Consider the following 24,431-nt stretch of genomic DNA (forward strand, 5'->3'; position numbering starts at 1 on the left):
ATGAAGTGATGGTGCTCATCGGCAACCGCCCGGAGTTCGTCGAGCTGCAGGACGAGGAGCAGCGCCGGGAGTGGCAGGCGTTCACCCTGTCCGACCTGCCCGAGATGATCAGCGCGATGCACGTCTGCCACGCGGTGCGGGCGCTGGCCGAGACCCCGCTGCGGGACCGGCTGCGCGAAGGGCCGCGGCGGACCGCCGACGACCTGCTGACCGGTCTCGACCCGGACCTCGGCGCGGGCTTCCTGCAGTACCTGGTCCAGCGCGGCGTGCTGGAGACCAGGGGCGACGAGTTCTTCCTGACCCGACTCGGCGAATTCCTCACCACGGACGTGTCACTGGCCCGCCTCGGCGTCTACGTCGGCGCGTACGGCGGCGTGACCAACCGGATCGGCGACCTGCTCACCGGCAAGGCCACCTACGGCGTGGACGTGGTCCGCGACGGCGCCGAACTCGGCGCGCACTGCGCCACGCTGTTCTCCGTCTTCCACACCCCGGTCGTGCTGGGCGCCATGCGCGAGCGCGGCGTGCGGCGCATGCTGGACATCGGCTGCGGTGGTGGTCAGTCCATTGTGGATGCCTGCGTGCGCGACCCCGAACTCACCGGCATCGGCCTGGACATCGACCCCGGCGCCATCGAGGTGGCCAACGACCTGGCCCGCCGCGCCGGCGTCGCCGACCGCGTGGAGTTCGTCGTCGGTGACGCGTTCGCGCCCCGCACCTGGCCGGAGATCTGCGCCGAGGCCGACGGGCTGTGCATGATGAGCACACTGCACGAGCACTTCCGCAACGGCGAGCAGGCCGTGGTCGACCTGCTCGACGAGATCGCGGAGCTGTTCCCGCGGCAGAAGATCCTCCTGGTCGGCGAGCCGGAACTGCGTTACGACGGCCGTGAGAACGACGACGACTTCTTCCTGATCCACGTGCTCACCGGGCAGGGTCTCCCCCGCGACCGGTCGGCCTGGCTCGACGTGTTCGACCGGTCCACCCTGCGGTGCCGCCGCGTGTACTCGCGGCCCGGCGCGGGCCCCCGCATCTGCTTCTACGACCTGGCGGCACCGACCAGCTAGCCGGAGGACCGATCGTGACCACTACAGAGACATCGGCCGTCGAAACCGACGTGGACCTGTTCTCCACCGAAGTGCTCCACGACCCGTTCCCGCACTACCGCGAGCTGCGCGACCTCGGGCCCGTGGTCTACCTGACCGGGTACGACCTGTACGGCCTGTTCCGGTACGACCAGGTGCGCGCGGAACTCACCGACTGGGAGACGTTCAGCTCCGCGCAGGGCATCGCGATGAACCCGACCGCCAACGAGATGTCGGTGGACTCGGTGCTGGCGATGGACCCGCCGCGGCACCGCAAGCTCCGGAAGGTCCTCGACGACGCGCTGCGCCCGAAGTACGTGCGCAGGGTGGCCGACGACATCGAGCGCCTCGCCGACGAACTGGTCGACGACCTGATGCGGCGCGGTGAGTTCGACGGCGTCACCGACTTCGCCCGCAAGCTGCCGGTCGACGTGGTGATGGACCTGATCGGCTTCCCGCGCAACGAGAACCGGGAGAAGATCCTGGACTGGGCGCTCGGCGGGTTCGACTTCATGGGCCCGTCCGGTGAGCGGCAGGCCTCGGCGTTCCCCGCGATCCAGAGCCTGATGCGGTACCTCGCCACCGACGCCACCGCCGACAAGCTGCTGCCCGACAGCTTCGGGCAGATCGTGTGGGCCGCGGCCGGACGCGGTGAGATCACCGAGGACGAGGCGCTGCTGACGATGAGCGCCTACGCCTGCGCCGGGCTGGACACCACCATCGCCGGCGTGTCGAGCACGTTGTGGCTCCTGGCCCGGAATCCCGATCAGTGGGCGATCCTGCGCGAGGACCCGAAACTGGTGCCCAGTGCCTTTCTCGAAGGCGTGCGGATGGAGTCGCCGCTGCAGTTCTTCTCCCGCGTGACCACCCGTGACGTCGAGATCGATGGTGTGCGGATTCCCGAAGGCGCCCGGATCGTGCACTCCTACGGTTCGGCCAACCGGGACGAGCGCCACTTCCCCGATCCCGACAGCTACCAGGTGCGCCGCAATCCGGCCGACAGCATGGGGTTCGGCTTCGGCGTGCACAACTGCCCCGGGCGCTCGCTGGCCTCGATCGAGGCACACGCCCTGTTCGGCGCGCTGGTGAAGCGGGCGAGCGCGATCGAGCTGACCGGGGAACCCGCTCGCACGCCGAACAACATCACCAGGGGGCTGGACAGCCTTCCCGTCCGCATCCACTGAGGTGGTCGAGATGAAAGTGGCTCAACTCGTCGAGTACGGCGAACCGCTCGAACTGCGCGAGATCCCCGACCCGGCACCGGAACCCGACGGCGTGGTGCTCGCCGTGCGCGCTTCGGGCATCTGCCGCAGCGACTGGCACGCGTGGCACGGTGACTGGGGCTGGCTGGCCGGGCAGATCCCGCTGCCGAGGACGCTGGGGCACGAGATCGTCGGTGAAGTGGTCGCCGCCGGGCCCGAGGTGCGCTCGGTGGCGGTCGGCACCCGGGTCACCGTGCCGTTCCACCTGGCCTGCGGCACCTGCGCGTACTGCCGTTCGGGGCACGCCAACGTCTGCGACAACATGCAGGCGCTCGGGATGTCGCGTGATGGCGGGTACGCCGAATTCGTGGGGATCCCGAACGCGGACTTCAACTGCGTGCCGGTGCCCGAATCGGTCAGCTCGGTGGCCGCCAGCGCGATCGGCTGCCGCTTCATGACCGCGTTCCACGCCGTCAGCGGGCAGGGCCAGGTGCGTCCCGGGGAGTGGGTCGCCGTCCACGGGGCCGGCGGGGTGGGCCTGTCGGCGGTCCAGATCGCCGCGGCGGCCGGGGCTTCGGTGGTCGTGGTCGACCTCGACCCGGCGAAGCTCGCGCTGGCCGAGAAGCAGGGCGCTTCGTACACAGTGGACGCGAGCACCTCGGCGGATGTGCCGGGCGCGGTCCGTGATCTCACCGGCGGCGGGGCGCACGTGTCCATCGACGCCGTCGGCGCCCGCGCCACCGTGGTGAACTCGGTGCTGTCCCTGCGCAAGGGTGGCCGTCATGTCCAAATCGGACTCACCAGTTCCGACGATGCCGGGCAGATCGCGCTGCCGATCGACGTCCTCACCACCCGCGAGCTGTCCGTGATCGGCTCGCACGGCAATCCGCACAGCAGTTGCCCGCGGCTGCTGTCGCTGGTCGGCTCCGGCAGGCTGGCGCCGCAGGACATCGTGCGGCACACGGTCCCGCTGGCGCGGGCCGGACAGGTGCTCGCCGAGATGAGCGACTTCGGCACGAGCGGCATCACCGTGATCGACCGGTTCTGATCTCCGGGAGGAGCCCCATGCACATCAACGGCGATTTTGTGCGCGCCGCCGACGGCCGGACCTTCGAGACCTTCGATCCGTCGACCGGCGAGCGCATCACCGAGGTGGCCCACGCGGGCGCCGAGGACGTGGAGTCGGCCGTGCGTGCGGCCCGGCTGGCGCTCGACGGGCCGTGGGGCGCCCTGCCCGCCGTCGAACGCGGGCGGCTGCTGGGCAGGCTCGCCGATCTCGTCGAGGCCAACGCCGCGGAACTGGCCGAACTGGAGTCCCGCGACGGCGGCAAGCCGATCAGCGCCACCACCTCGATGGACGTTCCGGGGGCGGTGGCCCAGTTCCGCTACTTCAGCGGCTGGCCGACGAAGCTGGAGGGTCGGACGATCCCGGTCGCCATGCCGGACACGCTCTGTTACACGCGGCCGGAGCCGGTCGGTGTGGTGGCGCAGATCCTGCCGTGGAACTTCCCGCTGCTGATGACGTCGTGGAAGCTCGGCGCGGCGCTGGCTGCCGGGTGCGCGGTGGTGCTCAAACCGGCGGAGCAGACGCCGCTGACGGCGCTGCGACTGGCTGAACTGGTGGTGGACGCCGGTTTCCCGCCCGGTGCGGTCAACGTGCTCACCGGTGCCGGGGAGACCGGGGCGCTGCTGGTCGACCACCCGGGCGTGGACAAGATCGCGTTCACCGGATCGACCGCGGTGGGTCGCGAGATCGGTGCGAAGGCGGGCGCGCAACTCAAGCGCGTGACACTGGAACTCGGCGGGAAGAGCCCGAACATCATTCTCGCCGACGCCGACCTGGACGCGGCGATCGCCGGTTCGTACCAAGGGATCTATGGAAACACAGGCCAGGCTTGCTACGCGGCGTCGCGGCTGTTCGTGCACCGGAGCCGTTTCGACGAGGTTGTTTCGGGCCTGGTCGAACGGGCGTCGAATGCCGTCGTCGGCCCGGCACTGGACCCGGCGACGGAGCACGGTCCGCTGATCTCGGCCCAGCAGTACGAGCGGGTGCGGTCGTACATCGTCGACGGTGTCGCCTCGGGCGCCACCCTGCACGGTGATGTCCCGCCCGCTGATCCTTCCGGTTTTTTTGTCCGCCCCACCCTGTTCACCGACGTCAAGCCGGACATGCGCATCGCGCGCGAGGAGATCTTCGGCCCGGTTCTGGTCGCCACCCCCTTCGACGACCTGTCGGAGGCGGTTTCCCACGCCAACGACACCGAATACGGCTTGGCAGCGGGCGTCTGGACGCGAGACGTCGGGCACGCCCACACCCTGGCCTCGCGACTTCAGGCGGGCGTCGTCTACCTGAACTCCTGGGCCTCGGGCGACCCAGCCGCCCCCTTCGGCGGCATCAAGTCTTCCGGCGTCGGCCGCGAAATGGGCCAAGAGGGCGTCGAGTCCTACCTGGAGTCGAAAACCGTGTGGACCTCGCTCGCGTCCCAGTGCCTTCACACGTCGTAGGTGACATGCTGCGCCGGCACCGGGGGCGGCGTACGCTTGTTCGGCCTGGCACAGTTCCCGGCAGGGACTCGCTTCTTCCCGCTCAGCGACATCGAGCGCGGCGCGATCACGATCACACCGGCAGGTACGACCACGCGGTCCGTGAGTTCGTCAGGCATCTGGATAGCGCTGGCGTTGCTCACCCATGCGCTGGGTCTCTTGAACGACATCCGCACAGGGCACTAGTGTCCTGAGTCGTTAATGCTTGGTCACCGTAGGCTTGGGTGATGCCGAGTTCGAAGCTGGTGCCGTTGGTGCTGTCCGAGGAGGAACGCCGGGTCCTGGTTGGCTGGACCCGGCGTCGTACCACGGCGCAGGGTTTGGCTATGCGGGCCAGGATCGTGCTCGCGTGTGCTGAAGGTGGTTCCAACACCGACGTGGCCGGGCGGCTACGGCTCAACCGGAGCACGGTGGCGACGTGGCGGGCGCGGTTCGTCCGCGACAGACTCGACGGTCTGTCCGATGAACCGCGCCCTGGCCGGCCTCGCACGATCACCGACGACCAGGTCGAGCACGTGGTCGTGACCACACTGGAGACCAAGCCGGTGAACGCGACGCACTGGTCGACCCGGTCATTGGCGGCGCAGACCGGGATGACGCAGTCGGCGGTGTCGCGGATCTGGCGGGCGTTCGGTCTCAAGCCGCACAAAGTCGACACCTTCAAGATCAGCAAGGACCCGCTGTTCGTGGACAAGGTCCGCGATGTGGTCGGGCTGTATCTGGATCCGCCGGGCAAGGCAGTGGTGCTGTGCGTGGACGAGAAGTCCCAGATCCAGGCACTGGACCGGTCCGCGCCGGTATTGCCGATGCTGCCTGGCGTGCCCGAACGGCAGAGTTTCGATTACGTCCGGCACGGCACCACCAGTCTGTTCGCCGCCCTCGAAATCGCCACCGGTCAGGTGATCAGCGCGGTCAAACGCCGCCACCGGCACCAGGAATTTCTCGCGTTCCTGCGCACCATCGACAAGACCGTGCCCACCGAACTGGACGTGCACGTCATCCTGGACAACCTGTCCACGCACAAAACCCCGGCGGTGAAAACGTGGCTGCTCAAGCATCCGCGCTTCCACCTGCACTTCACCCCGACCGGCTCGTCCTGGCTCAACCTGGTCGAACGCTTCTTCGCCGAGATCACCGTCAAACTGCTGCGGCGGGGCGTCCACCGCTCGGTCACCGCGCTGGAAAAAGACATCCGCACCTGGATCAAACAGTGGAACACCAACCCCAAGCCCTACGTCTGGACCCGCACCGCAGACCAGATCCTCGAATCCCTCGCCGCCTACTGCCAACGAATTAACGACTCAGGACACTAGCGCACCTCGGCCGGTGACCGGGCGAAGTCCGGAATCAACGAGAGAATTCCCAGGAACGCCATTCCGGCCCCAATCCACAACGGTGCCGACAACCCCACTCCCGCGCTGATCCCGAGCCCGCCCAGCCAGGGCCCGATCACCACACCCACGTTGATCGCCGACCCATTCACCGTGTTGACCAAGGGGCCTTCGTTCGACACCGACATCACCCGAGCCGCCATCGCCGGGTTCAGCGGCAGGCCGATCAGCCCCAGCAGCACAGTCGCCACGATCGTCGGCAGTTGATACGAAACGACCAAAGCGAAACCGGCCAGAACCACCGTCAGCGCCACGAGCCCGCCCAGCAGCAAAGGCCGCAGATAATCATCCGCGAATCGGCCGACCACGACATTGCCGACCACGGTCGCAACGCCGTAAACCGCGAACAGCACCGGCACCGTACCCGGATTGAAGCCCGTCGCGTCCGTGTAGATCGGTGACAGGTAGCTGAAACCGGCCACCACCGCACCGATGACCAGCGCGTTTGTCGTGTAGGCGCCCCACAGCCGCAGGTTCCGGAAGGCCCGGATCTCCGCCCGCAGGTCCAGATCCCGCGAACCGGCGAACGCGGGCACCTTCAGCACCACCGCGGCGATGCACACCACCGCCAGCACGTCGACCACCCAGAAGCTGGCCCGCCAGCCGAAGTGCTGCTCGATGAACGTCGCCGCGGGCAGGCCGACGACCTGCGCCACGGTGATCCCGCCGAGCACCACGGCCATCGCGCGGCCCCGCCGCTCGGGCCCGACCAGCCGCGCGCAGACCGCCGCGCTCACGCCGAAGAACGCCGACGCCGCCAGCGCGGTCAGCACCCGCGCCACCACCAGCAGCCAGTACTGGTAGGCCAGCGCCCCCAGCGTCTGCCCGGCGACGAACACCAGCAGCAGCCAGACCAGCGCCCGCTTCGGCGGCACGCGCATCAGCCCGACGGTCAGCAGCGGCCCACCGACCACCATGCCGAAGGCGTACACCGACACCAGGAACCCCACCGCGGCGATGGACACACCCAGCTCACCGGAAATGCCCGGAATCAGCCCGGCGACCATGATCTCGGTGGTGTTGAGGCAGAAAACCCCCACCCCCAGCACATACACGGCAAAAGGCATCGCGCTCACCCGCCGGGCGGCACGGCGAACGAACTCCACCGGTTGCCGAACGGATCGGTGAACTGCCCGATGACCAGGCCGTTCGCGTCGGACACCGGCCCCATCACGCGGCCGCCACCAGCCCGCTCGCACCGGTCGAGCAAGTCCTCGACGTCGGTGACGAGCAACCCCGGAATGGCGTAGTCGAGAGCACCCGGCATCGACGTCAGATCGAAGATCCCGCCGATGGGCTGTCCGGCCCCCGGCGGCAGGAAGCTGTAGTACACCACGCCTTCCGCCGCTTCGTCCCTTTCGGACGTCCAGCCGAAGGCGTCCTGGTAAAACTGCCGCGTCGCCGCCGGATCGGTGGTACCGATCTCGAACCACGCCGTCGCACCCGGCACCGGCGGCCCCGAGAAGCCGGACGACGACAGGCCGATCCGGTTCGACCGCACATCGGCGACCACCGCCTGGAGGTCACCGGCCGGCGTCCGCGAGGGCGGCTCGATGAGCTTGGCTCCCAGCGATTCCAGGTGCGGCACGGTCTCGGCCACGTCGCAGACGGCGAAAATGGTCAGCTCGTCACGATCCCCACGCCGCAGGGCGCCCATGCTCGACGCCGCTCCGGGCGCGGTGATCGTGCGGTACCCGTCACCGAACTCGGTGAACTCCCAGCCGAACAGCCCTTCGTAGAACTCACGGCCGCGATCCGGATCGGTGGCGCTGATTTCGAACCACCCCACGGTGGTGGAGCGTGAACGGGTGTTCATGAGAACTCCCTTCCCACCCGACTACCTTCAACACTCACCACAACGGTAAACTAGTTTCCAGCGGGAAATCAAATCGGCGCGGGAAAGGTGAGCGAATGCCCGATGAGCACGACGCACCGCACGACACACTGGACACAGTGGACAATGCGCTGGCCCTGCTGACCTGCGTGCTCGTCGCGCGGCGCGCCAGGGTCAATCCGGAAGGCGTGACCTGGCAGCAGTACGACGTGCTCGAACTGCTGCGCCTGCGCGGCCCGATGAAGCCGTCGGAACTCGGCGAATCCCTCGGCGTGTCCCGCCAGACCACCTCCAAGGCGCTGCGTGTGCTCAAGGACCAGAACCTGGTGGCGCAGGCTGCGCTCGGCACCGACCGGCGCGAGCAGACGACCTCGCTCACCGAAGCCGGCCACGCGTTCCTTGACCGCGCGGCGCGGAGCAGGCGGGAGAACGCCAAGATCGTCGAGGCCGCGCTCGACCCGGACGAGCAGGCCGCATTCGCCGCCTTGTGCGACAAGGTGTCCACCGCCTTCCAGGAAGCCGGGCCGCCCACCGCCTGACTGAGCGGTCACCACCCCTCAGCGCGCGGCGCGTTTCAGGTCCGCGCGCAGGTATTCGGCGGTGATCGATTCGGGATGCGCGGTCAGGTCCGACGGCGTGCCCTCGAACAGCACCTGGCCACCGTGGCGGCCCGCGCCCGGCCCGAGATCGATCACCCAGTCGGCGTGCTTGACCACCTCCAGGTCGTGCTCGACGACGATGACGGTGTTGCCCTCGCCCACGATGCGGTCGAACAACGCGAGCAGCGTGTCCACGTCCGCCATGTGCAGGCCCGTGGTGGGCTCGTCGAACACGAACACGCTGCCGGTGTCGCGAAGCCGGTGGGCGAGCTTGAGCCGTTGCCGCTCACCGCCGGACAGGGTCGACAGCGGCTGCCCCAGCGTCAAGTAGGACAGCCCGACCTCGCGCAGCATCGCGAGTTTCCGGACCACACCGTCGTCGGTGAAGAAGGACAGGGCCTCCTCGACGGTCAGCCCGAGCACGTCGACGATGTTCTTGCCGCCCAGTGTTTTCTCGAGCGCTTCGTCCCGGTAGCGGCGGCCTTCGCAGACCTCGCAGGTCACCGTGACCGGGTCCATGTAGGCGAGATCGGTCTGGATCACGCCGCGCCCCTGGCAGGCCGGGCAGCCGCCGGTGGAGTTGAAGCTGAACAGCCCGGGATCGGCGTCGTTGGCCTTGGCGAACATCTTGCGGACGGTGTCCATAATGTCCACGTAGGTGGCCGGGGTGGACCGCGAGGAGATCCCGATGCTGGACTGGTCCACCATCACCGCGTCGGGATACTGCCGGGCGAAGACGCCGGAGATCAGTGAACTCTTACCGGAACCGGCGACCCCGGTCACCGCGGTGAGCACCCCCGTCGGGATCTTCACCGTGAGGTCGCGCAGGTTGTTCAGCTTGGCGTGCTTGATGGTCAGCGCGCCGTCCGGTTCGCGCACCTGTTCCTTGAGCCCGGTGTAGTGGCGCAGCCTGCGACCGGTGGGCGTGTCGGCCTTGCACAGCTGCCGGTAGGTCCCCTCGAACACGATCTCGCCGCCGTGCGTTCCGGCGCCTGGGCCCATGTCCACCAGGTGGTCGGCCGCCGCCATGACGTCCGGGTTGTGCTCCACGACGAGCACGGTGTTCCCCTTGTCCCGCAAGGCCTTGAGCAGCTCGTTGAGCCGGTGCACGTCGCGCGGGTGCAGTGCCACGCTGGGCTCGTCGAAGATGAAGGTCAGGTCGCTCAGGCTGCTGCCGAGGTGCCGCACCGTTTTCAGCCGCTGCCCCTCTCCGCCGGACAGCGTGGAGGTCTCCCGGTCGAGGCTGAGATAGCCCAGCCCGATCGCTTCCACCCGCTCCAGTGCGGCGACGGCGGCCTGGACCACCGATTTCGCCACCGGATCGTCGATGCGCGCCAGCTCGTCGAGCAGTTCGCTGACCTCCAGCGCCGAGAAGTCGGCGATGTTCTTGCCGTTGATCCTGGACGCGAGCGCGGCCTTGTTCAGCCGCCCGCCCTTGCACACGGCACAGACACCGGCCTCGACCACCTGCTCGACGGCCTTGCGCTCCTTGTCCTTCAGCGCGTCGAGGCCGTTCTTGAGGTAGCGCCGGTTGAACCGGAGCACGAGGCCCTCGTATTCGTTGGAATGGGTCAGCTCGCGACCGGGCCGTTTGACCTTGAACCCCTCACCGTGGAGTAGCAGGTCCTTTTCCTTCGCGGTGAACTTCCTCACCGGTTTGTCCGGATCGAACAATCCGGACTGCGCGTAGAGCTGCCACTGGAAACCGCCGACGGCGAACAGCGGCGAGCGGATGGCGCCCTCGTTCAGCGATTTGTCCTCGTCGAGCAGGAGACCGAGATCGAGCCGCACGGTGCGGCCCAGCCCCTGGCACTCGTCGCACATGCCCTGCGGATCGTTGAACGAGTACAAAGTGGACGGTCCGGCGCTCGGTTCGCCGTGCCGGGAGAACAGCACCCGCAGGATCGGGCTGATCTCGGTCATCGTGCCGACGGTGGACCGGGAGTTGCCGCCGATCGGCCGCTGGTCGACCACGATCGCGGTGGACAGGTTGGTCATCACCTCGGCACGCGGGCGCTCGTACTTGGCCAGCCGGTTGCGGATGAACCAGGGAAAGGTCTCGTTGAGCTGCCGCTGCGACTCGACCGCGATGGTGCCGAACACCAGCGAGGACTTGCCGGAGCCGGACACCCCGGTGAACACGGTCAGCTGCCCCTTGGGAATGCGCAGCGAAACGTTCTTGAGGTTGTGCTGCCGGACCCCTTCCAACAGGATGCTGTCGTTCGCGCGCCGGCTCGACATGCCTCAGCCTCCTCCGGTCACCCACTCCGGTCATCCAAAACTGGTTTCCAGTTGGAAACCATATCAGCGGGGCGACTGCCGGGCAATTTCCAGCGCGGTTTCGACAGTGCGCTCCAGCGTGTCGCACACCGGGATACCCAATCGGCGCGCATGCCAAATCAGGTAGCGGTTGCGCTCCGGATCGGCACATTCCGGTGGGCAGCCGAGCACCGCGCGCTCCGGGGTCGTACCGGCGATCAGGCCGAACTCCACGTTCGTGGTGAACGCGGGCATGGTGCGCAGGTCGCGGGGAATCCAGAACATCAGCGCCCGCGCGGATTCGATCATTTCCAGCTCGGCGGCGACCTGGTCGTCGTACTCGCGCGCCCGCCAGCCACCACGGGATTCCGGGCTCAGCACGACCAGCGGTTCCGGCTCCTGCCACCCGGCGGCAATGAGGTCCACCGCGGCCGGGCGCCACGACTCGACCTCCGCCGAACGCGGTGTCGGCCCGAGCAGCATCACCGACGGCACACCCGAGGGAACCGGCTCGTGGGCGTAGACCAGTTCGATCATGCCGCGATCAGCGAGGAACGCAGGTGCTCGCTGAACAGCCGCGTGGCCGGATGGGTCATCCGCACCGGCGAGGCCAGCGACACCGGCAGGGCACCGGCGTCGGGCACGGGCAGGTAGCGCACGCCGGGGAACGGGTGGTCGTGCGCGGTCCCGGCGGCGGTCACGCCGACGGCGGCGCCGGTGGCGATCGTGGTCAGCCATTCGTGGACGCCGGCCACGTCCAGCAGGCGCGGGCCGGGTGCCTGCCACATGCTCGCGCTGGTGGTGGCCGCGGTGCGGCACAGCGCCACCGTGCGGGTGGCCAGGTCTTCCAGGGTGAGGTGCTCGCGCGTGGCGAGCGGGTCGGTGGCCGCCACGGCCGCGAGCCGCGGTTCGGCGAACAGCGGCTCGCTGAGCAGTGCCGGATCATCGACCGGGGTTTCCCGCAGCACGGCGACGTCGATCTCGCCCCGCAGCAGTGCGGCCACCGGGTCTTCCTGCCGTGACACGGCGATGCCGATCTCCGGATGCCGTTCACGCCACGAGCGCAGCAGCGGCACGGTGTGCTCGCCCAGCGAACTCCAGGCGAAGCCGAGCCGGAGTTCGCGCGGGCGGTCGGCCGCCTCGCCGAGCGCGTCGTCGACGGCGGCGAGAATGCCGTGTGCCTTGTCGCAGAGGCGACGGCCCGCGTCGGTCAGTTCCAGGCTGCGGGTGGTGCGCTCGACCAGTACCGCGCCGACGCGGCGTTCCAGCTGCGCCAGCGTCCGGGACAGGGCGGGCTGGCTCAGGCGCAGGGCCAGCGCGGCCCCGGTGATCGTGCCGTGGTCGCCGATGGCGGCCAGTGCGCGCAGATGCCGCAGTTCGACGTCCATGCCCGGCAGCCTACCCACAAAAAATCATGCATCTCACGCATAACCGGTGCACGATCGGCATTTCACACCGCCCGCGCGCGCTCGTAGCGTCGGCGGCATGGACATTCTTCTGATCGGCGCGAACGGCGTACTGGGCACGGCCGTGAGCACCACGCTGGCGGCTCGCGGGCACCGCATCATCCGGGTCGGGCGCACTTCAGGCGACATTCTCGCGGACATCACCGACAAAACCGGGCTGGCGCGGGTCTACGACGAGGCGGGCCCGGTCGACGCCGTGGTCAGCGCGGCCGGTGACGCGCCCTTCAAGCCGTTCGCCGAACTCGACACCGACGACTACCTCAGCGCCTACCGGGGCAAGGTCGCCGCGCAGATCGACCTGGTCCGCCACGGCCTGGACCGGTTGCCCGAGCGCGGCTCGTTCACCCTGATCTCCGGGGTGCTCGCCCGCGAGCCGATCCCGGCGGGCAGCGCCGCGGCGATGGCGAACGGCGCGGTCGAGGCGTTCGTGCGCTCGGCCGCCATCGAGATCGCGCCGCGGCGGATCAACGCGGTGAGCCCGACCGTGTTCACCGAGAGCGTGCCCGCCTACGGGCCGTACTTCCCCGGCATGCCGCCGGTGGACCTGGCCGACGTGGCGCGGGCCTTCGTGCGCTCGGTGGAGGGCGGGCTCACCGGTCAGGTGTTCATCCCCTGACCGCGACCGGTTCCGGGGCCGCCTCGGCTTCTTCGGCGGCCCGTTCGAGCCCGGTGGTGGTCTGCAGCGGGGTCTCCCTGATCGCCAGGATCGCGCCAAGGGTGATCAGCGACAGCGCGCCGGCGATCAGGAAGATCACCGCGGTCCCGTCCCCGTAGGCACCGCGGACGATGTCACCGAGCGCGGCGGGCAGTTCGTTCAGGCTGCCGATGCCGATCTCCCCGGACCCCGGCGGCACGGTGACGCCCGCGGCGGCGAGTCCGTCGGTGGTCCGCTGGGTGACCTGCGTGGCCAGTACCGCGCCGAGCACCGACACGCCGACCGTGCCGCCGAGCGAGCGGAAGAAGGCGACCGTGGAGCTGGCCGCGCCGAGATCGGTGGCCGCCACCGTGTTCTGCACCGCCAGCACCAGGTTCTGCATGGTCATGCCCATCCCGGTGCCCAGCACGAACAGGAACACCCCGAGCACCACCATGTTCGTGGTGTGGTCGATGGTGCCGAGCAGGCCGAAGCCACCGGTCATGGCGATCGCGCCGGCCACCAGGAAGCCCTTCCAGCGGCCGTACTTGGTGATCAGCAGCCCGGACACGGTCGAGGACAGCATCGAGCCGATGATCATCGGCAGGGTCAGCAGGCCCGCCGCGGTCGGTGAGTAACCACGGGCGATCTGGAAGTACTGGCCGAGGAAGACCGCGCCGCCGAACAACGCGGTGCCGACCGCGATGCTGGCCACCGTGGCCAGCGTGGTGGTGCGGTCGCGGAACAGCCGCAGCGGGATGATCGGCTCCTTGGCCCGGCTCTCCACCAGCACGGCCAGCGCCAGCAGCACCACCCCGAGCGCGACCAGCAGCAGCGAGGTGCTCGACCCCCAGGCGAAGCTGTTGCCCGCCAGGGTGATCCAGATCAGCAGGGTGGACACACCGCCGGCGATCAGCCCGGCGCCGAGGTAGTCGACCTTGATCGGGCGCTTGACCACCGGCAGGTTCAGCGTGCGCTGCACCACGAGCAGCGCGATCACCGCGAGCGGCACGCAGACGTAGAAGCACCAGCGCCAGCCCAGCCACGAGGTGTCCACGATCAGCCCGCCGAGCAGCGGGCCGGCCACCGTGGCCACCGACATCACGATCGAGATCGGGCCGGTGTAGCGGCCGCGTTCACGCGGGCTGATCATCGCCGCGATCGCGATCACCACCAGCGACTGGAGGCCGCCGAGGCCGAGGCCCTGCAGCGCGCGCCAGGCGATCAGCGTCTCGGCCGACTGGGCCAGCCCGGCCAGCATCGAGCCGATGGTGAACACCACGATCGCCAGCTGGACCAGCAGTTTCTTGCTGACCAGGTCGGCCAGCTTGCCCCAGATGGGGGTGCTCGCGGTGGAGGCGAGCAGGGTCGCGGTGATCATCCAGGTGTACTGGCTCTGCGACCCGTGCAGGTCGCGGATGATCGTGGGCAGCGCGTTCGACACGATGGTGGAACTCAGGAACGCGGTGAACATCGCCAGCAGCAGCCCGGCGAGGGCTTCCAGTACCTGGCGGTGGGCCATGCGCCCGCTCTCCTCGGCGGAGACGGGCGTGGCGGAAGGCGTGGGCGAAGCCACTGGGTGTTTCTCCTTGGTACTTGTGACGGGGTGCTCAGGAGTCCGGCAGGCCGGCCAGTTCGCGAACCGTGCGGATGTCGTGGGTGAGCCGTCGCAGACCGGCGATGAGGGCTTCGGCGTCGTCCTCGGCCCAGTCGGTGAGCGCGGTGGCCACCAGTTCGGCCCAGCGCTTCTGGTGGGTGCGGAGGTAGCGGTCGCCGTCGTCGGTGACGGCGAGCAGCCCGGCACGCCCGTCGCCGGGATCGGGGCGACGGCGCACCAATCCGGCGCGTTCGAGCGGGGTGACCTGCCTGCTGATCACCGACGGGTCGACGTCGAGCCGTTCGGCGATCCGCCCCAGCCGCTGCTCCCCCTCGCGGCGCAGCAGCGCGAGCAGGGCGATGGCCCCGGGCGGCAACTCTTCGCGCAGGTAGGCGTGGTGCTGGACGGCGCGCCCCGAGCGAATGACCGCGCGCAGGGCGTCGACCAGTTCGGCCGCGGTCGCCGAGGTGAGCACGGGAATCCTCCTGATTGCTTGCTAGGTACAACCATATATTAATTGCTTAGCTTAAGCAACTGTCTTCGCGAGTAAGTTGGTGCCAGCCGAGGCTCGCGGGGGGACAACACACATGGCGCAGGGCACGCGGATCCGGCCGATCGCCGGGATGCTGCGGGACAACGCCGGCCGGTTCGCGGGCAAGATCGCCTACCGCGACGCCCGCCGGTCGATCACCCACGCCCAGCTCGGCGAGCGCACCGCGCGGCTGGCCGGGCACCTCGCCGCGGAAGTGGGCCGGGGCGCGAAGGTGGCGCTGCTGCTGGGCAACACCATCGAGGCGGTCGAGGGCCTGCTGGCGGTCACCAGGGCGGCCGCGGTGGGCGTGCCGATGAACCCGCGCGGCTCCGACGCCGACGTCGAGTTCCAGCTGCGCGACAGCGGCGCTTCACTGGTGATCACCGACCCCGCGCACGAGCCGCAGGTCCGCCGCGTCACCGACCGGCCGGTGCTGGTCACCGGACCCGCCTTCGAGGAGTGGGCCACCGCCGCTCCCCCGCTGCCCGCACCCGACGACCTCGGCCTGGACGAACCCGCGTGGATCCTCTACACCTCGGGCACCACCGGGCACCCGCGCGGTGTGGTCTCCAGCCAGCGATCGGTGCTGTGGAACGTGGAGGCCTGCTACGAGTCGGTGCTCGGCTTCGGTGAGCACGACACGCTGCTGTGGCCGCTGCCGCTGCACCACGCCTTCGCGCACACCTTCTGCGTGGTCGGGGTGGCCGTGGTCGGCGCGAGTGCGCGCATCCTGCCCGGGTTCACCGCCGAGGAGACGCTGGAGGCGCTGCGTGAGGGCGGGTTCACCGCGCTCGGCGGCGTACCGGCCACCTACCGCCAGCTCGTCGCCGCCACCGACGGCACCGTGCGCGGGCCGCGGCTCTGCCTCACCGCGGGCGCGCCGGCCAGCCTGGACCTGCGCGACGCCTTCGAGGAAGCCTTCGGCACCCCGCTGCTCGACGGCTACGGCTGCACCGAGGCCTGCGGCAAGATCACCATGGCCGTGCCCGGCGACCCGCGCTCGGCCGGCAGCGCGCTGGTGCCCGGTCAGGAGGTCCGCGTGGTCGACCCGGACACCGGCGCGGAGCTGCCCGCCGGGGCCGAGGGCGAGGTCTGGGTGCGTGGTCCCAGCCTGATGCTCGGTTACCACGGCAGGCCGCCGCTACGGCCCGGCGAGTGGTACCGCACCGGCGATCTCGGCCGGTTCGACGGCCACGAACGGCTGGAACTGACCGGCAGGCTGAGCGAGCTGATCATCCGGGGCGGCGAGAAGATCCACCCGGCCGAGGTGGAACGGGTGCTCGCGGCGCTGCCGGAGGTCGCCGACGTGGCGGTGACCGGGCGGGCGCACGAGGTGCTCGGAGAGGTGCCGGTCGCCTACGTGGTCCCGGCGGCGAGCGGGTTCGAGCCGGACCGCCTGCGCGCGGCCTGCCGTCGCGAGCTGGCCGCGATCAAGGTGCCTGCCGAGTTCCACCGGATCGACCACGTGCCGCGCACCGGCTCGGGCAAGATCCTGCGCCACCAGCTCACCGCGGCCGAGCCCGACCTGCTCGACCTGGTGCTGCGTGAGACCGCGGCCGCCGCCGGGCTAACCGAGCACGACGAGCTGGCCCCGGACCGGCCGTTCACCGAACTCGGTGTCACCTCGGTCAGCGCGGTCGAGCTGCGCACCCGGCTCAGCGAGCGCACCGGCCTGCCGCTGCCCGCCACGCTGGTCTTCGAGTTCCCCACCCCGCGCCAGCTGGCCAGGCACCTGCGTGAGGCCGAACCCGCCGAGCGGGCGCCGGTCACCGCCGATTCCGCCGAGCCGATCGCGATCATCGGCATGGCCTGCCGTTATCCCGGCGGGGTGCGCTCGCCGGAGGACCTGTGGCGCCTGCTCGTCGACGAGGTCGACGCCACCTCGGAGTTCCCCGCCGACCGCGGCTGGGACCTGGACAAGCTGTTCGACGACGACCCCGACCGGCCGGGGCACTCCTACACCCGCCGCGGCGGTTTCCTGCACGACGCCGCCGAGTTCGACCCGGCGCCGTTCGGCATCTCCCCGCGTGAAGCGCTGGCGATGGACCCGCAGCAGCGGCTCCTGCTGGAGACCTCGCTGGAGGCCTTCGAACGGGCCGGTCTCGATCCCGGCTCGCTGCGGGAAAGCGACACCGGGGTGTTCGCGGGCCTGATGTACGACGACTACGCCGCCCGGATCCGGCAGGTGCCCGGCGAGCTGGAGGCGCAGCTGGGCCTCGGCTCGGCGGGCAGCGTCGCCTCGGGGCGCATCGCCTACACCTTCGGCCTGCGCGGCCCGGCGATCACCGTGGACACCGCCTGCTCCTCGTCACTGGTGGCGCTGCACTGGGCGGCGGCCGCGCTGCGCGCCGGTGACTGCTCGCTGGCGCTGGCCGGTGGCGCCACGGTGATGTGCACGCCGAACTCGTTCATCGGGTTCAGCCGCAGCCGCGGACTGGCCCCGGACGGCCGGTGCAAGCCGTTCTCCGCCGGCGCCGACGGCACCGCCTGGGGTGAGGGCGTCGGGCTGCTGGTGCTCGAACGGCTGTCCGACGCGCGGCGGCTCGGGCACCCGGTGCTGGCCGTGCTGCGGGGTTCGGCGGTCAACTCCGACGGCGCCTCCAACGGGCTCACCGCGCCCAGCGGCGCGGCCCAGCAGCGGGTGATCCAGCGGGCGCTGGCCGCGGCCGGGCTGCGACCGTCCGAAGTGGACGCGGTCGAGGCACACGGCACCGGCACCACGCTCGGCGACCCGATCGAGGCCAGGGCGCTGCTCGCGGCCTACGGGCCGGAGCGCGCCCGGCCGCTGCGACTCGGTTCGGTCAAGGCCAATCTCGGGCACACCCAGGCCGCCGCCGGGGTGGCCGGGGTGATCAAGATGGTCGAGGCGATGCGGCACGGGGTGCTGCCGAAGACGCTGCACGCGGGCACGCCGTCCCCGCACGTGGACTGGTCGGCCGGGCTGGAACTGGCCGACCGCACCGGCCCGTGGCCGGACACCGGCCGTCCGCGCCGGGCGGCGGTGTCCTCGTTCGGCATCAGCGGCACCAACGCCCACGTGATCCTCGAACAGGCGCCGCCGGACGAGCACGAGCCCGCCCAAGCGCCGCCCGATCTGCCGTGGCTGCTCTCCAGCGCGACCGATGTGCGGGCGCAGGCCGCCAAGCTCGCCGGCGCGGTGGCGGGCCTGCCGCCCGCCGCGGTCGGGCACACCCTCGCGCGCCGCCCGTCGTTCGGGCACCGGGCCGCGGTCCTGTCCCCCGGCGCGCTGGCGGCGTTCGCGGCGGGAGAACCCGATCCGCGCGTGCTCACCGGGACCGCCGACGCGCGCGGCCAGCTCGCGTTCCTGTTCTCCGGGCAGGGCGCGCAACGCCTGGGCATGGGTGAGCCGCTGCGCGCGTTCCCGGTGTTCGCCACCGCGTTCGACCACGTGTGCCGCTTCCTCGACCCGCTGCTCGAGCGCCCGCTGCGCGCGGTGATCACCGGGTCCGACCGGGCGCTGCTCGACCGGACCGACTTCGCCCAGGCCGGGTTGTTCGCCTTCGAGGTGGCGTTGTTCCGGCTGCTGGAGTCGTGGGGCATGCGGCCGGGTTACCTGGCCGGGCACTCGATCGGGGAACTGGCCGCGGCGCACGTGGCCGGGGTGCTGGCCATCCGGGACGCCGCCGAACTGGTCGCCGCGCGGGGTTCGCTGATGCGGGACCTGCCGCCGGGCGGGGCGATGGTGGCGATCGAGGCCGGTGAGCGCGAGGTGCTCGCGAGCATCGCCGGAGCCGAGGACCGGCTCGCGGTCGCCGCGGTGAACGGCCCGCGCTCGGTGGTCGTCTCGGGGGCCGAGGCCGAACTGCTCGCGCTCGCGGCGGACTACGCCGCCCAGGGCCGCCGGACCACCCGGCTCGAAGTCAGCCACGCGTTCCACTCCCCGCTGCTCGAACCGATGCTGGGCAAGTTCCGCGCGGTCGCGGAAGGACTGTCCTATCGGGACCCGGTGCGGCCGGTGGTGTCCGGGCTGACCGGGCGGGTGGCCGAGCCGGGCACGCTGAGCACCCCCGACTACTGGGTGCGCCACGCCCGGCGCACGGTCCGGTTCGCCGACTCGGTGCGCACGCTCTCCGGCGCCGGGGTCACCCTCTTCGCCGAACTGGGGCCGTCCTCGGTGCTCACCGCGCCCGCGCAGGAGACCGCCGACGGTGTGTTCGCGCCGATGTCGCCGTCGGTGACCGCGGCGGTGGCCCGGTTGTGGGTGCACGGCGCGGAACTGGACCGGGCGGCGATGTTCACCGGTGCCCCGGCCGCCGACCTGCCCACCTACGCCTTCCAGCGGTCGCGGTTCTGGCTCGACGACGCCGGTGAGGACCCGACGCTGTCGGTGCTCTCGGCTGGCCGCCCGATCGCCGGTACCGACAAGACCCTGTTCACCGGCACGCTTTCGGTGCGCACGCACCCGTGGCTGGCCGACCACCGGATCTCCGGCACGCTGGTGGTGCCCGCCGCGGCGCTGGTGGACATGGCGCTGCACGCGGCCGACGGCACGCTGGCCGAGTTCCTGCTGCGCACGCCGATGGTGCTGCCCGAGGACGGTGAGCTGGCCGTGCAGGTGCTGCTCGACCAGACCGGCCAGCTGTCCCTGCACGCCCGCCACGGCGACACCGCGCCATGGGTGCTGCACGCCACCGGCCGGGTGGTCACCCAGGGCGAACCGCCCGCCGGTGACAGCTGGCCGGAGTTCGAGTCCGATTTGGACGAGGTGGACCTCGCTTCGGCCTACGCCGCGCTGGCCACCCGTGGTTACGACTACGGCCCGGCGTTCCAGGGTGTGCGGTCGATCCACCGCGACGGCGAGACCGTCTACGCCGAGGTCAGGGTGCCCGAGGCCGGGCGGTTCGCACTGCACCCGGCGCTGCTCGACGCGGTGGTGCACGCGAAACTGCTCGCCGACGGCGCGGTCGGCGAGATCCGGTTGCCGTTCGCGTGGTCCGGGGTGCGCCTCTACGCCACCGGCGCGACCGCCGTGCGGGCCCGGCTCACCCCGGCCGGGCGTGACGCGTTCGCCGTGGCCATCGACGACCACCACGGCAATCCGGTGGCACGCATCGACTCGCTGGTCACCCGCCCGCTGCCGGCCGGTGCGCTGCCATCGGCCGAGGCCGACAGCGCGTTGCTGCGGCCGGTGTGGCAGAGCGTTCCGCGCGGCACGGACCACCGCGAGTTCGACCTGCGGCCGCTGACCGCGACCGCGCCGGAGATGGTGGAACGCGCGCACGTGCTGGCCGGGCTCACGCTGGCCTGGCTGCACGAGTCGCTCGACGGCGAGCGGCCGCTGGTGCTGGTCGCCGACGGCGCGGATCCGGCCGCGGCGGCCGCCTGCGGGCTGGTCCGGGTGGCGCAGAACGAGCACCCCGGCCGGTTCGTGCTGATCGACGGTGATCCCGGGGACCGTGAGCTGATCGCCGCCGCGGTGGCCACCGGCGAACCCGAAGTGTCCATTCGCGACGGTCAGCTGCGGGTGCCGAGGCTCACCGTGGCGCCACCTCCGCCGGGCAGGCGGACCCTCGATGGCACGGTGCTGGTCACCGGCGGCACCGGCGCGCTCGGCGGGCTGCTGGCGCGGCACCTGCTCACCCGGCACGACGTGGAGCGGCTCGTGCTCACCAGCCGCCGGGGCCCGGACGCGCCGGGGGCCGCCGACCTGGCCGAGCTGGGCGCGGAGGTGGTGGCCTGCGACGTCGGCGACCGGGCCGAGCTCGCCGGGCTGCTGCGTCAGATCGGGCCGCTGGACGCCGTGGTGCACGCGGCCGGGGTGCTCGACGACGGCATCCTGACCGCACTCACCCCCGAGCGGCTGACCACCGTGCTGAGGTCCAAAGTGGACGCCGCGTGGCATCTGCACGAGCTGGCGGGCGACCCGGCCGCGTTTGTGTTGTTCTCCTCGGCCGCCGGGGTGCTGGGCAACGCGGGGCAGGGCAACTACGCCGCGGCCAACGCCTTTCTCGACGCGCTCGCCCGCCACCGCCACCGCCTCGGGCTCCCGGCGCTGTCGCTGGCGTGGGGCCAGTGGCACACCGAGCACGGCATGTCCGGGCAAAACGCGCCGTCCATCGTGGCCCCGATGCGGGCCGAGCACGGGCTGGCGCTGTTCGACGCGGCGCTGGCCGGTGAGGAGCCGGTGCTGGCGCCGATCCTGCTCGACCAGAGCGCGTTGCGGCCCGGTCAGGCGGTGCCGCCGCGGCTGCGTGGATTGCTGCGGCCGGTGCGCCCGATCGCCGCGGCGTCCGCGGGAGCGCCCGCGCGGCACCGCGGACGCACCCCGATAGAGCTGGTGCTGCAGGCCGTCGCCGATGTGCTCGGGCATCGTGACACCAGCGCCATCGAGCCGGACAAGGCGTTCTCCGCGCTCGGTTTCGACTCGCTGACCGCGGTGGAACTGCGCAACCGGCTCGCCGCGCTGCTCGACGCGCACCTGGCCGCGACGGTGGTGTTCGACCACCCGACGCCCGCCGCGCTCGCCGAGCACCTCGCCACGCAGCTGGGCACGCCGCCGCCCGCGAGCACGCCGGGCACGCTGGCTTCGCTGTACCGGCGGGTCTGCGAGGCCGGTCAGGTCGTCGCCGCGATGTACATGCTGATCACCGCTTCCTGGGCGTCGCCGAGCTTCGGCGTCGACCAGCGCGCCGAACATCGGCTCGCCCCGGTCACGCCGGCCCGTGGTGACCGGGCGCCCGCGCTGATCTGCCTGCCGTCGTTCAGCCCGGGGCCCGGCGAGTACACCCGGTTCGCCGCGTTGTTCGACGGTGAGCGCGAGGTGCACGTGCTGACGCATCCCGGGTTCGGGCCGGGCACGTCCGTGCCCGCCGATCGGGAGGCGCTGGTGCGGTTGCACGCGGACACCGTGCTGGAACTGGTCGGGGACCGGCCGTTCGTGCTGGTGGGCCGGTCGACCGGCGGCTCGGTGGCGCACGCGGTCGCCACCGAACTGGAACGCGAGGGCATCGGGGCGGCCGGGGTGATCCTGATCGACACGTACCACGTGACCGAGGAGAACCAGGAGGCCGACTGGCTGCTCTCCCTGCCCGCGCACGCCGCGCTCACCCTCGGTGAGGCGTTCGACGCCGCTGTGCCGGACGATGCGATGGCCGCGATGGGCGCCTACACCCGCATTTTCGGCGGCTGGCATCCGGACCCCACCGGAGTGCCGACGCTGATGCTGCGCGCCGAGCACGCCGCCGCGGAACAGGACTGGCCACTACCGCACGACCTGGTCCGCGTGCCGGGCAACCACTTCACCGTGCTGGACGAACACACGAGCACCACGGTCGAGGCCATCCGTGCCTGGGAGAACCGCTAGCGTACGAGCAGACGTGCTTGCGGGTGGTGGGTCCATTCGCCGGCTGGGGCCAGGCGCAGGAAGTCCTCGCGTAGCTGGGCCACGAAGGACTCCCCGCGCGCGGTGGCGAGTGGGCGCAGCGGCCCCGAGCGGACGTAGGCCTCGAACACGGTCGCCGCGTCGGGGTGGGTCATGGGGTGCGTGACGTACTCGTCGCGGGTGAAGCCGGTGAGGCGGTCTTCCCACGAACGGTCCGACGGGGGCACGTGCGGGCTCAGTGCCTCCCGCATGACCGCGAAGGGGCCGTCGGTTTCCGGCGTGCCTGGCCAGAACACCACCGACAACCGACCGCCGGGGCGCAGTGCGGCCGTCCATGCGTCGAGTGCGGCCTCGGGCTTGGGGAGCTGTTGCAGGCCGAACACCGACACCACGCCCGCGAACCGCCCGGTCCACTGTGGATCGAGCGTGACCGCGTCCCCTTCGACGACGCTGACCAGCGGGTTACCGGCGGCGCGGGCGGCAGCCAGGCGCACCATTCCGGCCGACAGGTCGAGGCCGGTGATCGGACGGCCGGGGAACCGCTCGGTCAGCGCGTCCAGCTCCGGGAGGGTGCCGCAGCAGGGCACCAGGATCGGCCCGTCGGGCAGCGGCCCGAGCGCGTCGACCGCGGTGCGGACCCACGGCGCGAACCGGGGCACGAAGTAGGCTTCGTACCCTTCGGCGGCTTCATCCCAGGCGCGGGCCAAATCGTTCACCAGCCGAGCGTAGGGCGTCACCGAAGCGATCCAGCTGGGTGGTGATCCACGGCAGCCGCGCGGGGTCGTCGCTGGCGAGCGCTTCGTGCCGTTGGTCCTCGTTCTCGCCGTAGAGCAAGCTGGTGGCTATGCGCAGCCGCAACGCGCCGGGGTCGTCACCGAACGCGGAGCCGGGCAGGGTGGCGACGCCGAGGTCGAGCAGGCGCGCGGCCAGTTCGCGGTCGTCGGGCACGGTCCAGCCGGTGAAGTCCGGGTACAGGTAGAAACCGGCCCGCGGCGGCGCGCACGCGACGCCCGCTCCGGTCAGGATTCCGGCGACGGCCGCCGCGACCCGGGAATGCAGGCGCCGGCTCGCTTCGATGCGCTCGCGCAGCGCGGCGGGTTCGGTGAAGGCGAGCGCGGCGACCTTCTGCACGGGCTGCGCCGGAGCCGACCAGACCTCGCTCCCCATGCCGATCACCGCGTCCCGCAGCGACCGCCGCGGAAACCTGGCCACGCCGATCCGCCAGCCACCCAGCGCCAGGTTCTTGCTCAGCCCGGTGGTCACCACCGTGCGCTCCGGCGCCACCTCGGCCGGGCTGAGGAACGGCGTGGCGGAATCGTGCACGAGGTCGCGGTAGATCTCGTCGGACAGGATCAGCAGGTCGTGCTTTTCGGCGACCTCGCACACCGCGCGCACGGTCTCCGGTGGCGCGACCGCGCCGGTCGGGTTGTCGGGCAGGGTCAGCACCACGGTGTTCAGCTCGGGGCCGAGCGCGTCGAGTCGCTCCGGGTCGGGCACGCCCGCCGCGCCCGGCACCAGGTGGCACGGCAGTCCGTGCAGCGCGGCCTGCGCGGCGTAGCTGACCCAGCTCGGCTTCGGCAGCGCGACCCCGCCACCGGCGGCGCCGAGCACCGCCCACAGCAGCGCTTTGCTGCCGGGTGCGGCGACCACGTCGTCGGCTTCGGTGGGCACGCCCCGGCGGGTCCAGTACCCGGCGGCGGCCTCGCGGAGTTCGGGAATGCCCGCTGCCGGGCCATATCCGGCGGCCGGTGCGGCGTCGCCGAGTGCGGCGGTGAGCAGCGGGTGCACCGGGATGCCGGCTTCGCCGAAGCCGAGCGGGACGGTGGGCAGACCGGCCGCGCGGCGCCGCGCGACCTCTTCGTTGACGGCCAGGGTCGGGGAAACGGTCGAGACCTTCATGCCTCCACCGTCCCGCCGCCCGAGCGTCATGTACAGCGGGACTAAAT

General features: G+C 71.1%; 18 protein-coding genes. 8 read left to right on the top strand and 10 right to left on the bottom strand.

What is annotated here, in order from left to right; genetic code table 11:
- Positions 1-8: 8 nt before the first annotated feature.
- Genes YIM_RS24995 through YIM_RS25010 form a run of 4 tightly spaced genes read left to right on the top strand, consistent with a single transcriptional unit; the run spans position 9 to position 4,792 of the window.
- Positions 9-1,067, top strand: coding sequence for a class I SAM-dependent methyltransferase (locus YIM_RS24995; protein WP_153032651.1), 1,059 nt, complete (start codon positions 9-11; stop codon positions 1,065-1,067).
- A 14-nt stretch (positions 1,068-1,081) separates the two neighbouring features.
- Positions 1,082-2,269 carry a cytochrome P450 gene (locus tag YIM_RS25000; RefSeq protein WP_153032652.1) on the top strand — a complete coding sequence of 396 codons (1,188 nt, stop codon included), beginning with the start codon at positions 1,082-1,084 and terminating at the stop codon, positions 2,267-2,269.
- 10 nt (positions 2,270-2,279) lie between these two features.
- Entirely contained in the window at positions 2,280-3,335 is a 1,056-nt protein-coding gene (locus YIM_RS25005) for a zinc-dependent alcohol dehydrogenase family protein (protein ID WP_153032653.1), read from the top strand.
- 17 nt (positions 3,336-3,352) lie between these two features.
- Positions 3,353-4,792, top strand: a complete 1,440-nt coding sequence (locus YIM_RS25010) for an aldehyde dehydrogenase family protein (protein WP_153032654.1) — start codon at positions 3,353-3,355, stop codon at positions 4,790-4,792.
- Here YIM_RS25010 and YIM_RS25015 read toward each other — a convergent pair.
- On the bottom strand, positions 4,780-5,001 hold the full coding sequence (locus YIM_RS25015; protein WP_153032655.1) for a hypothetical protein: 222 nt from the start codon (positions 4,999-5,001) through the stop codon (positions 4,780-4,782). The two genes, YIM_RS25010 and YIM_RS25015, sit on opposite strands and share 13 nt — an antisense overlap.
- A gap of 57 nt (positions 5,002-5,058) precedes the next feature.
- On the opposite strand from YIM_RS25015, the gene YIM_RS25020 reads away from it, so the two are divergent.
- The gene (locus YIM_RS25020; protein ID WP_153032656.1) at positions 5,059-6,144 is read left to right on the top strand and encodes an IS630 family transposase; all 1,086 of its coding nucleotides are present in this window, start codon (positions 5,059-5,061) and stop codon (positions 6,142-6,144) included.
- Here YIM_RS25020 and YIM_RS25025 read toward each other — a convergent pair.
- Both YIM_RS25025 and YIM_RS25030 read right to left on the bottom strand, forming a co-directional pair.
- Entirely contained in the window at positions 6,141-7,289 is a 1,149-nt protein-coding gene (locus YIM_RS25025; RefSeq protein WP_153032657.1) for an MFS transporter, read from the bottom strand. The two genes, YIM_RS25020 and YIM_RS25025, sit on opposite strands and share 4 nt — an antisense overlap.
- 5 nt (positions 7,290-7,294) lie before the next feature.
- Positions 7,295-8,038: a VOC family protein gene (locus YIM_RS25030; protein WP_153032658.1), complete on the bottom strand. Its 744-nt coding sequence runs from the start codon at positions 8,036-8,038 to the stop codon at positions 7,295-7,297.
- A gap of 95 nt (positions 8,039-8,133) precedes the next feature.
- Here YIM_RS25030 and YIM_RS25035 point away from each other — a divergent pair, with 95 nt between their 5' ends.
- Positions 8,134-8,595 carry a MarR family winged helix-turn-helix transcriptional regulator gene (locus YIM_RS25035; RefSeq protein ID WP_153032659.1) on the top strand — a complete coding sequence of 154 codons (462 nt, stop codon included), beginning with the start codon at positions 8,134-8,136 and terminating at the stop codon, positions 8,593-8,595.
- 18 nt (positions 8,596-8,613) lie between these two features.
- Here YIM_RS25035 and YIM_RS25040 read toward each other — a convergent pair whose 3' ends face one another.
- The 3 genes from YIM_RS25040 to YIM_RS25050 all read right to left on the bottom strand — a co-directional run bounded on the left by YIM_RS25040 (position 8,614) and on the right by YIM_RS25050 (position 12,302).
- Positions 8,614-10,896, bottom strand: a complete 2,283-nt coding sequence (locus YIM_RS25040; RefSeq protein WP_153032660.1) for an excinuclease ABC subunit UvrA — start codon at positions 10,894-10,896, stop codon at positions 8,614-8,616.
- 63 nt (positions 10,897-10,959) lie between these two features.
- Positions 10,960-11,451, bottom strand: coding sequence for a nucleoside 2-deoxyribosyltransferase domain-containing protein (locus tag YIM_RS25045; RefSeq protein WP_153032661.1), 492 nt, complete (start codon positions 11,449-11,451; stop codon positions 10,960-10,962).
- The gene (locus tag YIM_RS25050; RefSeq protein WP_153032662.1) at positions 11,448-12,302 is read right to left on the bottom strand and encodes a LysR family transcriptional regulator; all 855 of its coding nucleotides are present in this window, start codon (positions 12,300-12,302) and stop codon (positions 11,448-11,450) included. Before YIM_RS25050 ends, YIM_RS25045 begins: the two co-directional genes overlap by 4 nt.
- A gap of 97 nt (positions 12,303-12,399) precedes the next feature.
- Here YIM_RS25050 and YIM_RS25055 point away from each other — a divergent pair, with 97 nt between their 5' ends.
- Positions 12,400-12,996 (top strand): short chain dehydrogenase, encoded by a 597-nt coding sequence (locus tag YIM_RS25055; RefSeq protein WP_153032663.1) that lies wholly within the window; start codon positions 12,400-12,402, stop codon positions 12,994-12,996.
- Here the strand turns inward: YIM_RS25055 and YIM_RS25060 are convergent.
- Together YIM_RS25060 and YIM_RS25065 are read right to left on the bottom strand one after the other, a co-directional pair.
- The gene (locus tag YIM_RS25060; protein WP_370468885.1) at positions 12,986-14,590 is read right to left on the bottom strand and encodes an MFS transporter; all 1,605 of its coding nucleotides are present in this window, start codon (positions 14,588-14,590) and stop codon (positions 12,986-12,988) included. The two genes, YIM_RS25055 and YIM_RS25060, sit on opposite strands and share 11 nt — an antisense overlap.
- 34 nt (positions 14,591-14,624) lie before the next feature.
- A complete protein-coding gene (locus tag YIM_RS25065; RefSeq protein WP_194239740.1) occupies positions 14,625-15,086 on the bottom strand; it encodes a MarR family winged helix-turn-helix transcriptional regulator in 462 nt (153 codons plus the stop codon).
- A gap of 112 nt (positions 15,087-15,198) precedes the next feature.
- Here YIM_RS25065 and YIM_RS25070 point away from each other — a divergent pair, with 112 nt between their 5' ends.
- Entirely contained in the window at positions 15,199-22,467 is a 7,269-nt protein-coding gene (locus tag YIM_RS25070) for a type I polyketide synthase (RefSeq protein ID WP_153032665.1), read from the top strand.
- On the opposite strand, the gene YIM_RS25075 is transcribed toward YIM_RS25070, so the two are convergent.
- Both YIM_RS25075 and YIM_RS25080 read right to left on the bottom strand, forming a co-directional pair.
- Complete coding sequence (locus YIM_RS25075; protein ID WP_228004002.1) at positions 22,464-23,201, bottom strand: class I SAM-dependent methyltransferase; 738 nt, start codon at positions 23,199-23,201, stop codon at positions 22,464-22,466. The two genes, YIM_RS25070 and YIM_RS25075, sit on opposite strands and share 4 nt — an antisense overlap.
- Complete coding sequence (locus YIM_RS25080) at positions 23,173-24,384, bottom strand: pyridoxal phosphate-dependent aminotransferase (RefSeq protein WP_153032667.1); 1,212 nt, start codon at positions 24,382-24,384, stop codon at positions 23,173-23,175. Before YIM_RS25080 ends, YIM_RS25075 begins: the two co-directional genes overlap by 29 nt.
- Positions 24,385-24,431 lie beyond the last annotated feature (47 nt).

This window comes from Amycolatopsis sp. YIM 10 (genome assembly GCF_009429145.1).
Lineage (GTDB): Bacteria > Actinomycetota > Actinomycetes > Mycobacteriales > Pseudonocardiaceae > Amycolatopsis.

Coding starts and splice junctions, on each gene's coding strand:
- YIM_RS24995 (WP_153032651.1), top strand. CDS start 9: ATGGTGCTCATCGGCAACCGCCCGGAGTTCGTCGAGCTGCAGGACGAG.
- YIM_RS25005 (WP_153032653.1), top strand. CDS start 2,280: ATGAAAGTGGCTCAACTCGTCGAGTACGGCGAACCGCTCGAACTGCGC.
- YIM_RS25010 (WP_153032654.1), top strand. CDS start 3,353: ATGCACATCAACGGCGATTTTGTGCGCGCCGCCGACGGCCGGACCTTC.
- YIM_RS25015 (WP_153032655.1), bottom strand. CDS start 5,001: ATGTCGTTCAAGAGACCCAGCGCATGGGTGAGCAACGCCAGCGCTATC.
- YIM_RS25020 (WP_153032656.1), top strand. CDS start 5,059: ATGCCGAGTTCGAAGCTGGTGCCGTTGGTGCTGTCCGAGGAGGAACGC.
- YIM_RS25025 (WP_153032657.1), bottom strand. CDS start 7,289: ATGCCTTTTGCCGTGTATGTGCTGGGGGTGGGGGTTTTCTGCCTCAAC.
- YIM_RS25030 (WP_153032658.1), bottom strand. CDS start 8,038: ATGAACACCCGTTCACGCTCCACCACCGTGGGGTGGTTCGAAATCAGC.
- YIM_RS25035 (WP_153032659.1), top strand. CDS start 8,134: ATGCCCGATGAGCACGACGCACCGCACGACACACTGGACACAGTGGAC.
- YIM_RS25040 (WP_153032660.1), bottom strand. CDS start 10,896: ATGTCGAGCCGGCGCGCGAACGACAGCATCCTGTTGGAAGGGGTCCGG.
- YIM_RS25045 (WP_153032661.1), bottom strand. CDS start 11,451: ATGATCGAACTGGTCTACGCCCACGAGCCGGTTCCCTCGGGTGTGCCG.
- YIM_RS25050 (WP_153032662.1), bottom strand. CDS start 12,302: ATGGACGTCGAACTGCGGCATCTGCGCGCACTGGCCGCCATCGGCGAC.
- YIM_RS25055 (WP_153032663.1), top strand. CDS start 12,400: ATGGACATTCTTCTGATCGGCGCGAACGGCGTACTGGGCACGGCCGTG.
- YIM_RS25070 (WP_153032665.1), top strand. CDS start 15,199: ATGGCGCAGGGCACGCGGATCCGGCCGATCGCCGGGATGCTGCGGGAC.
- YIM_RS25080 (WP_153032667.1), bottom strand. CDS start 24,384: ATGAAGGTCTCGACCGTTTCCCCGACCCTGGCCGTCAACGAAGAGGTC.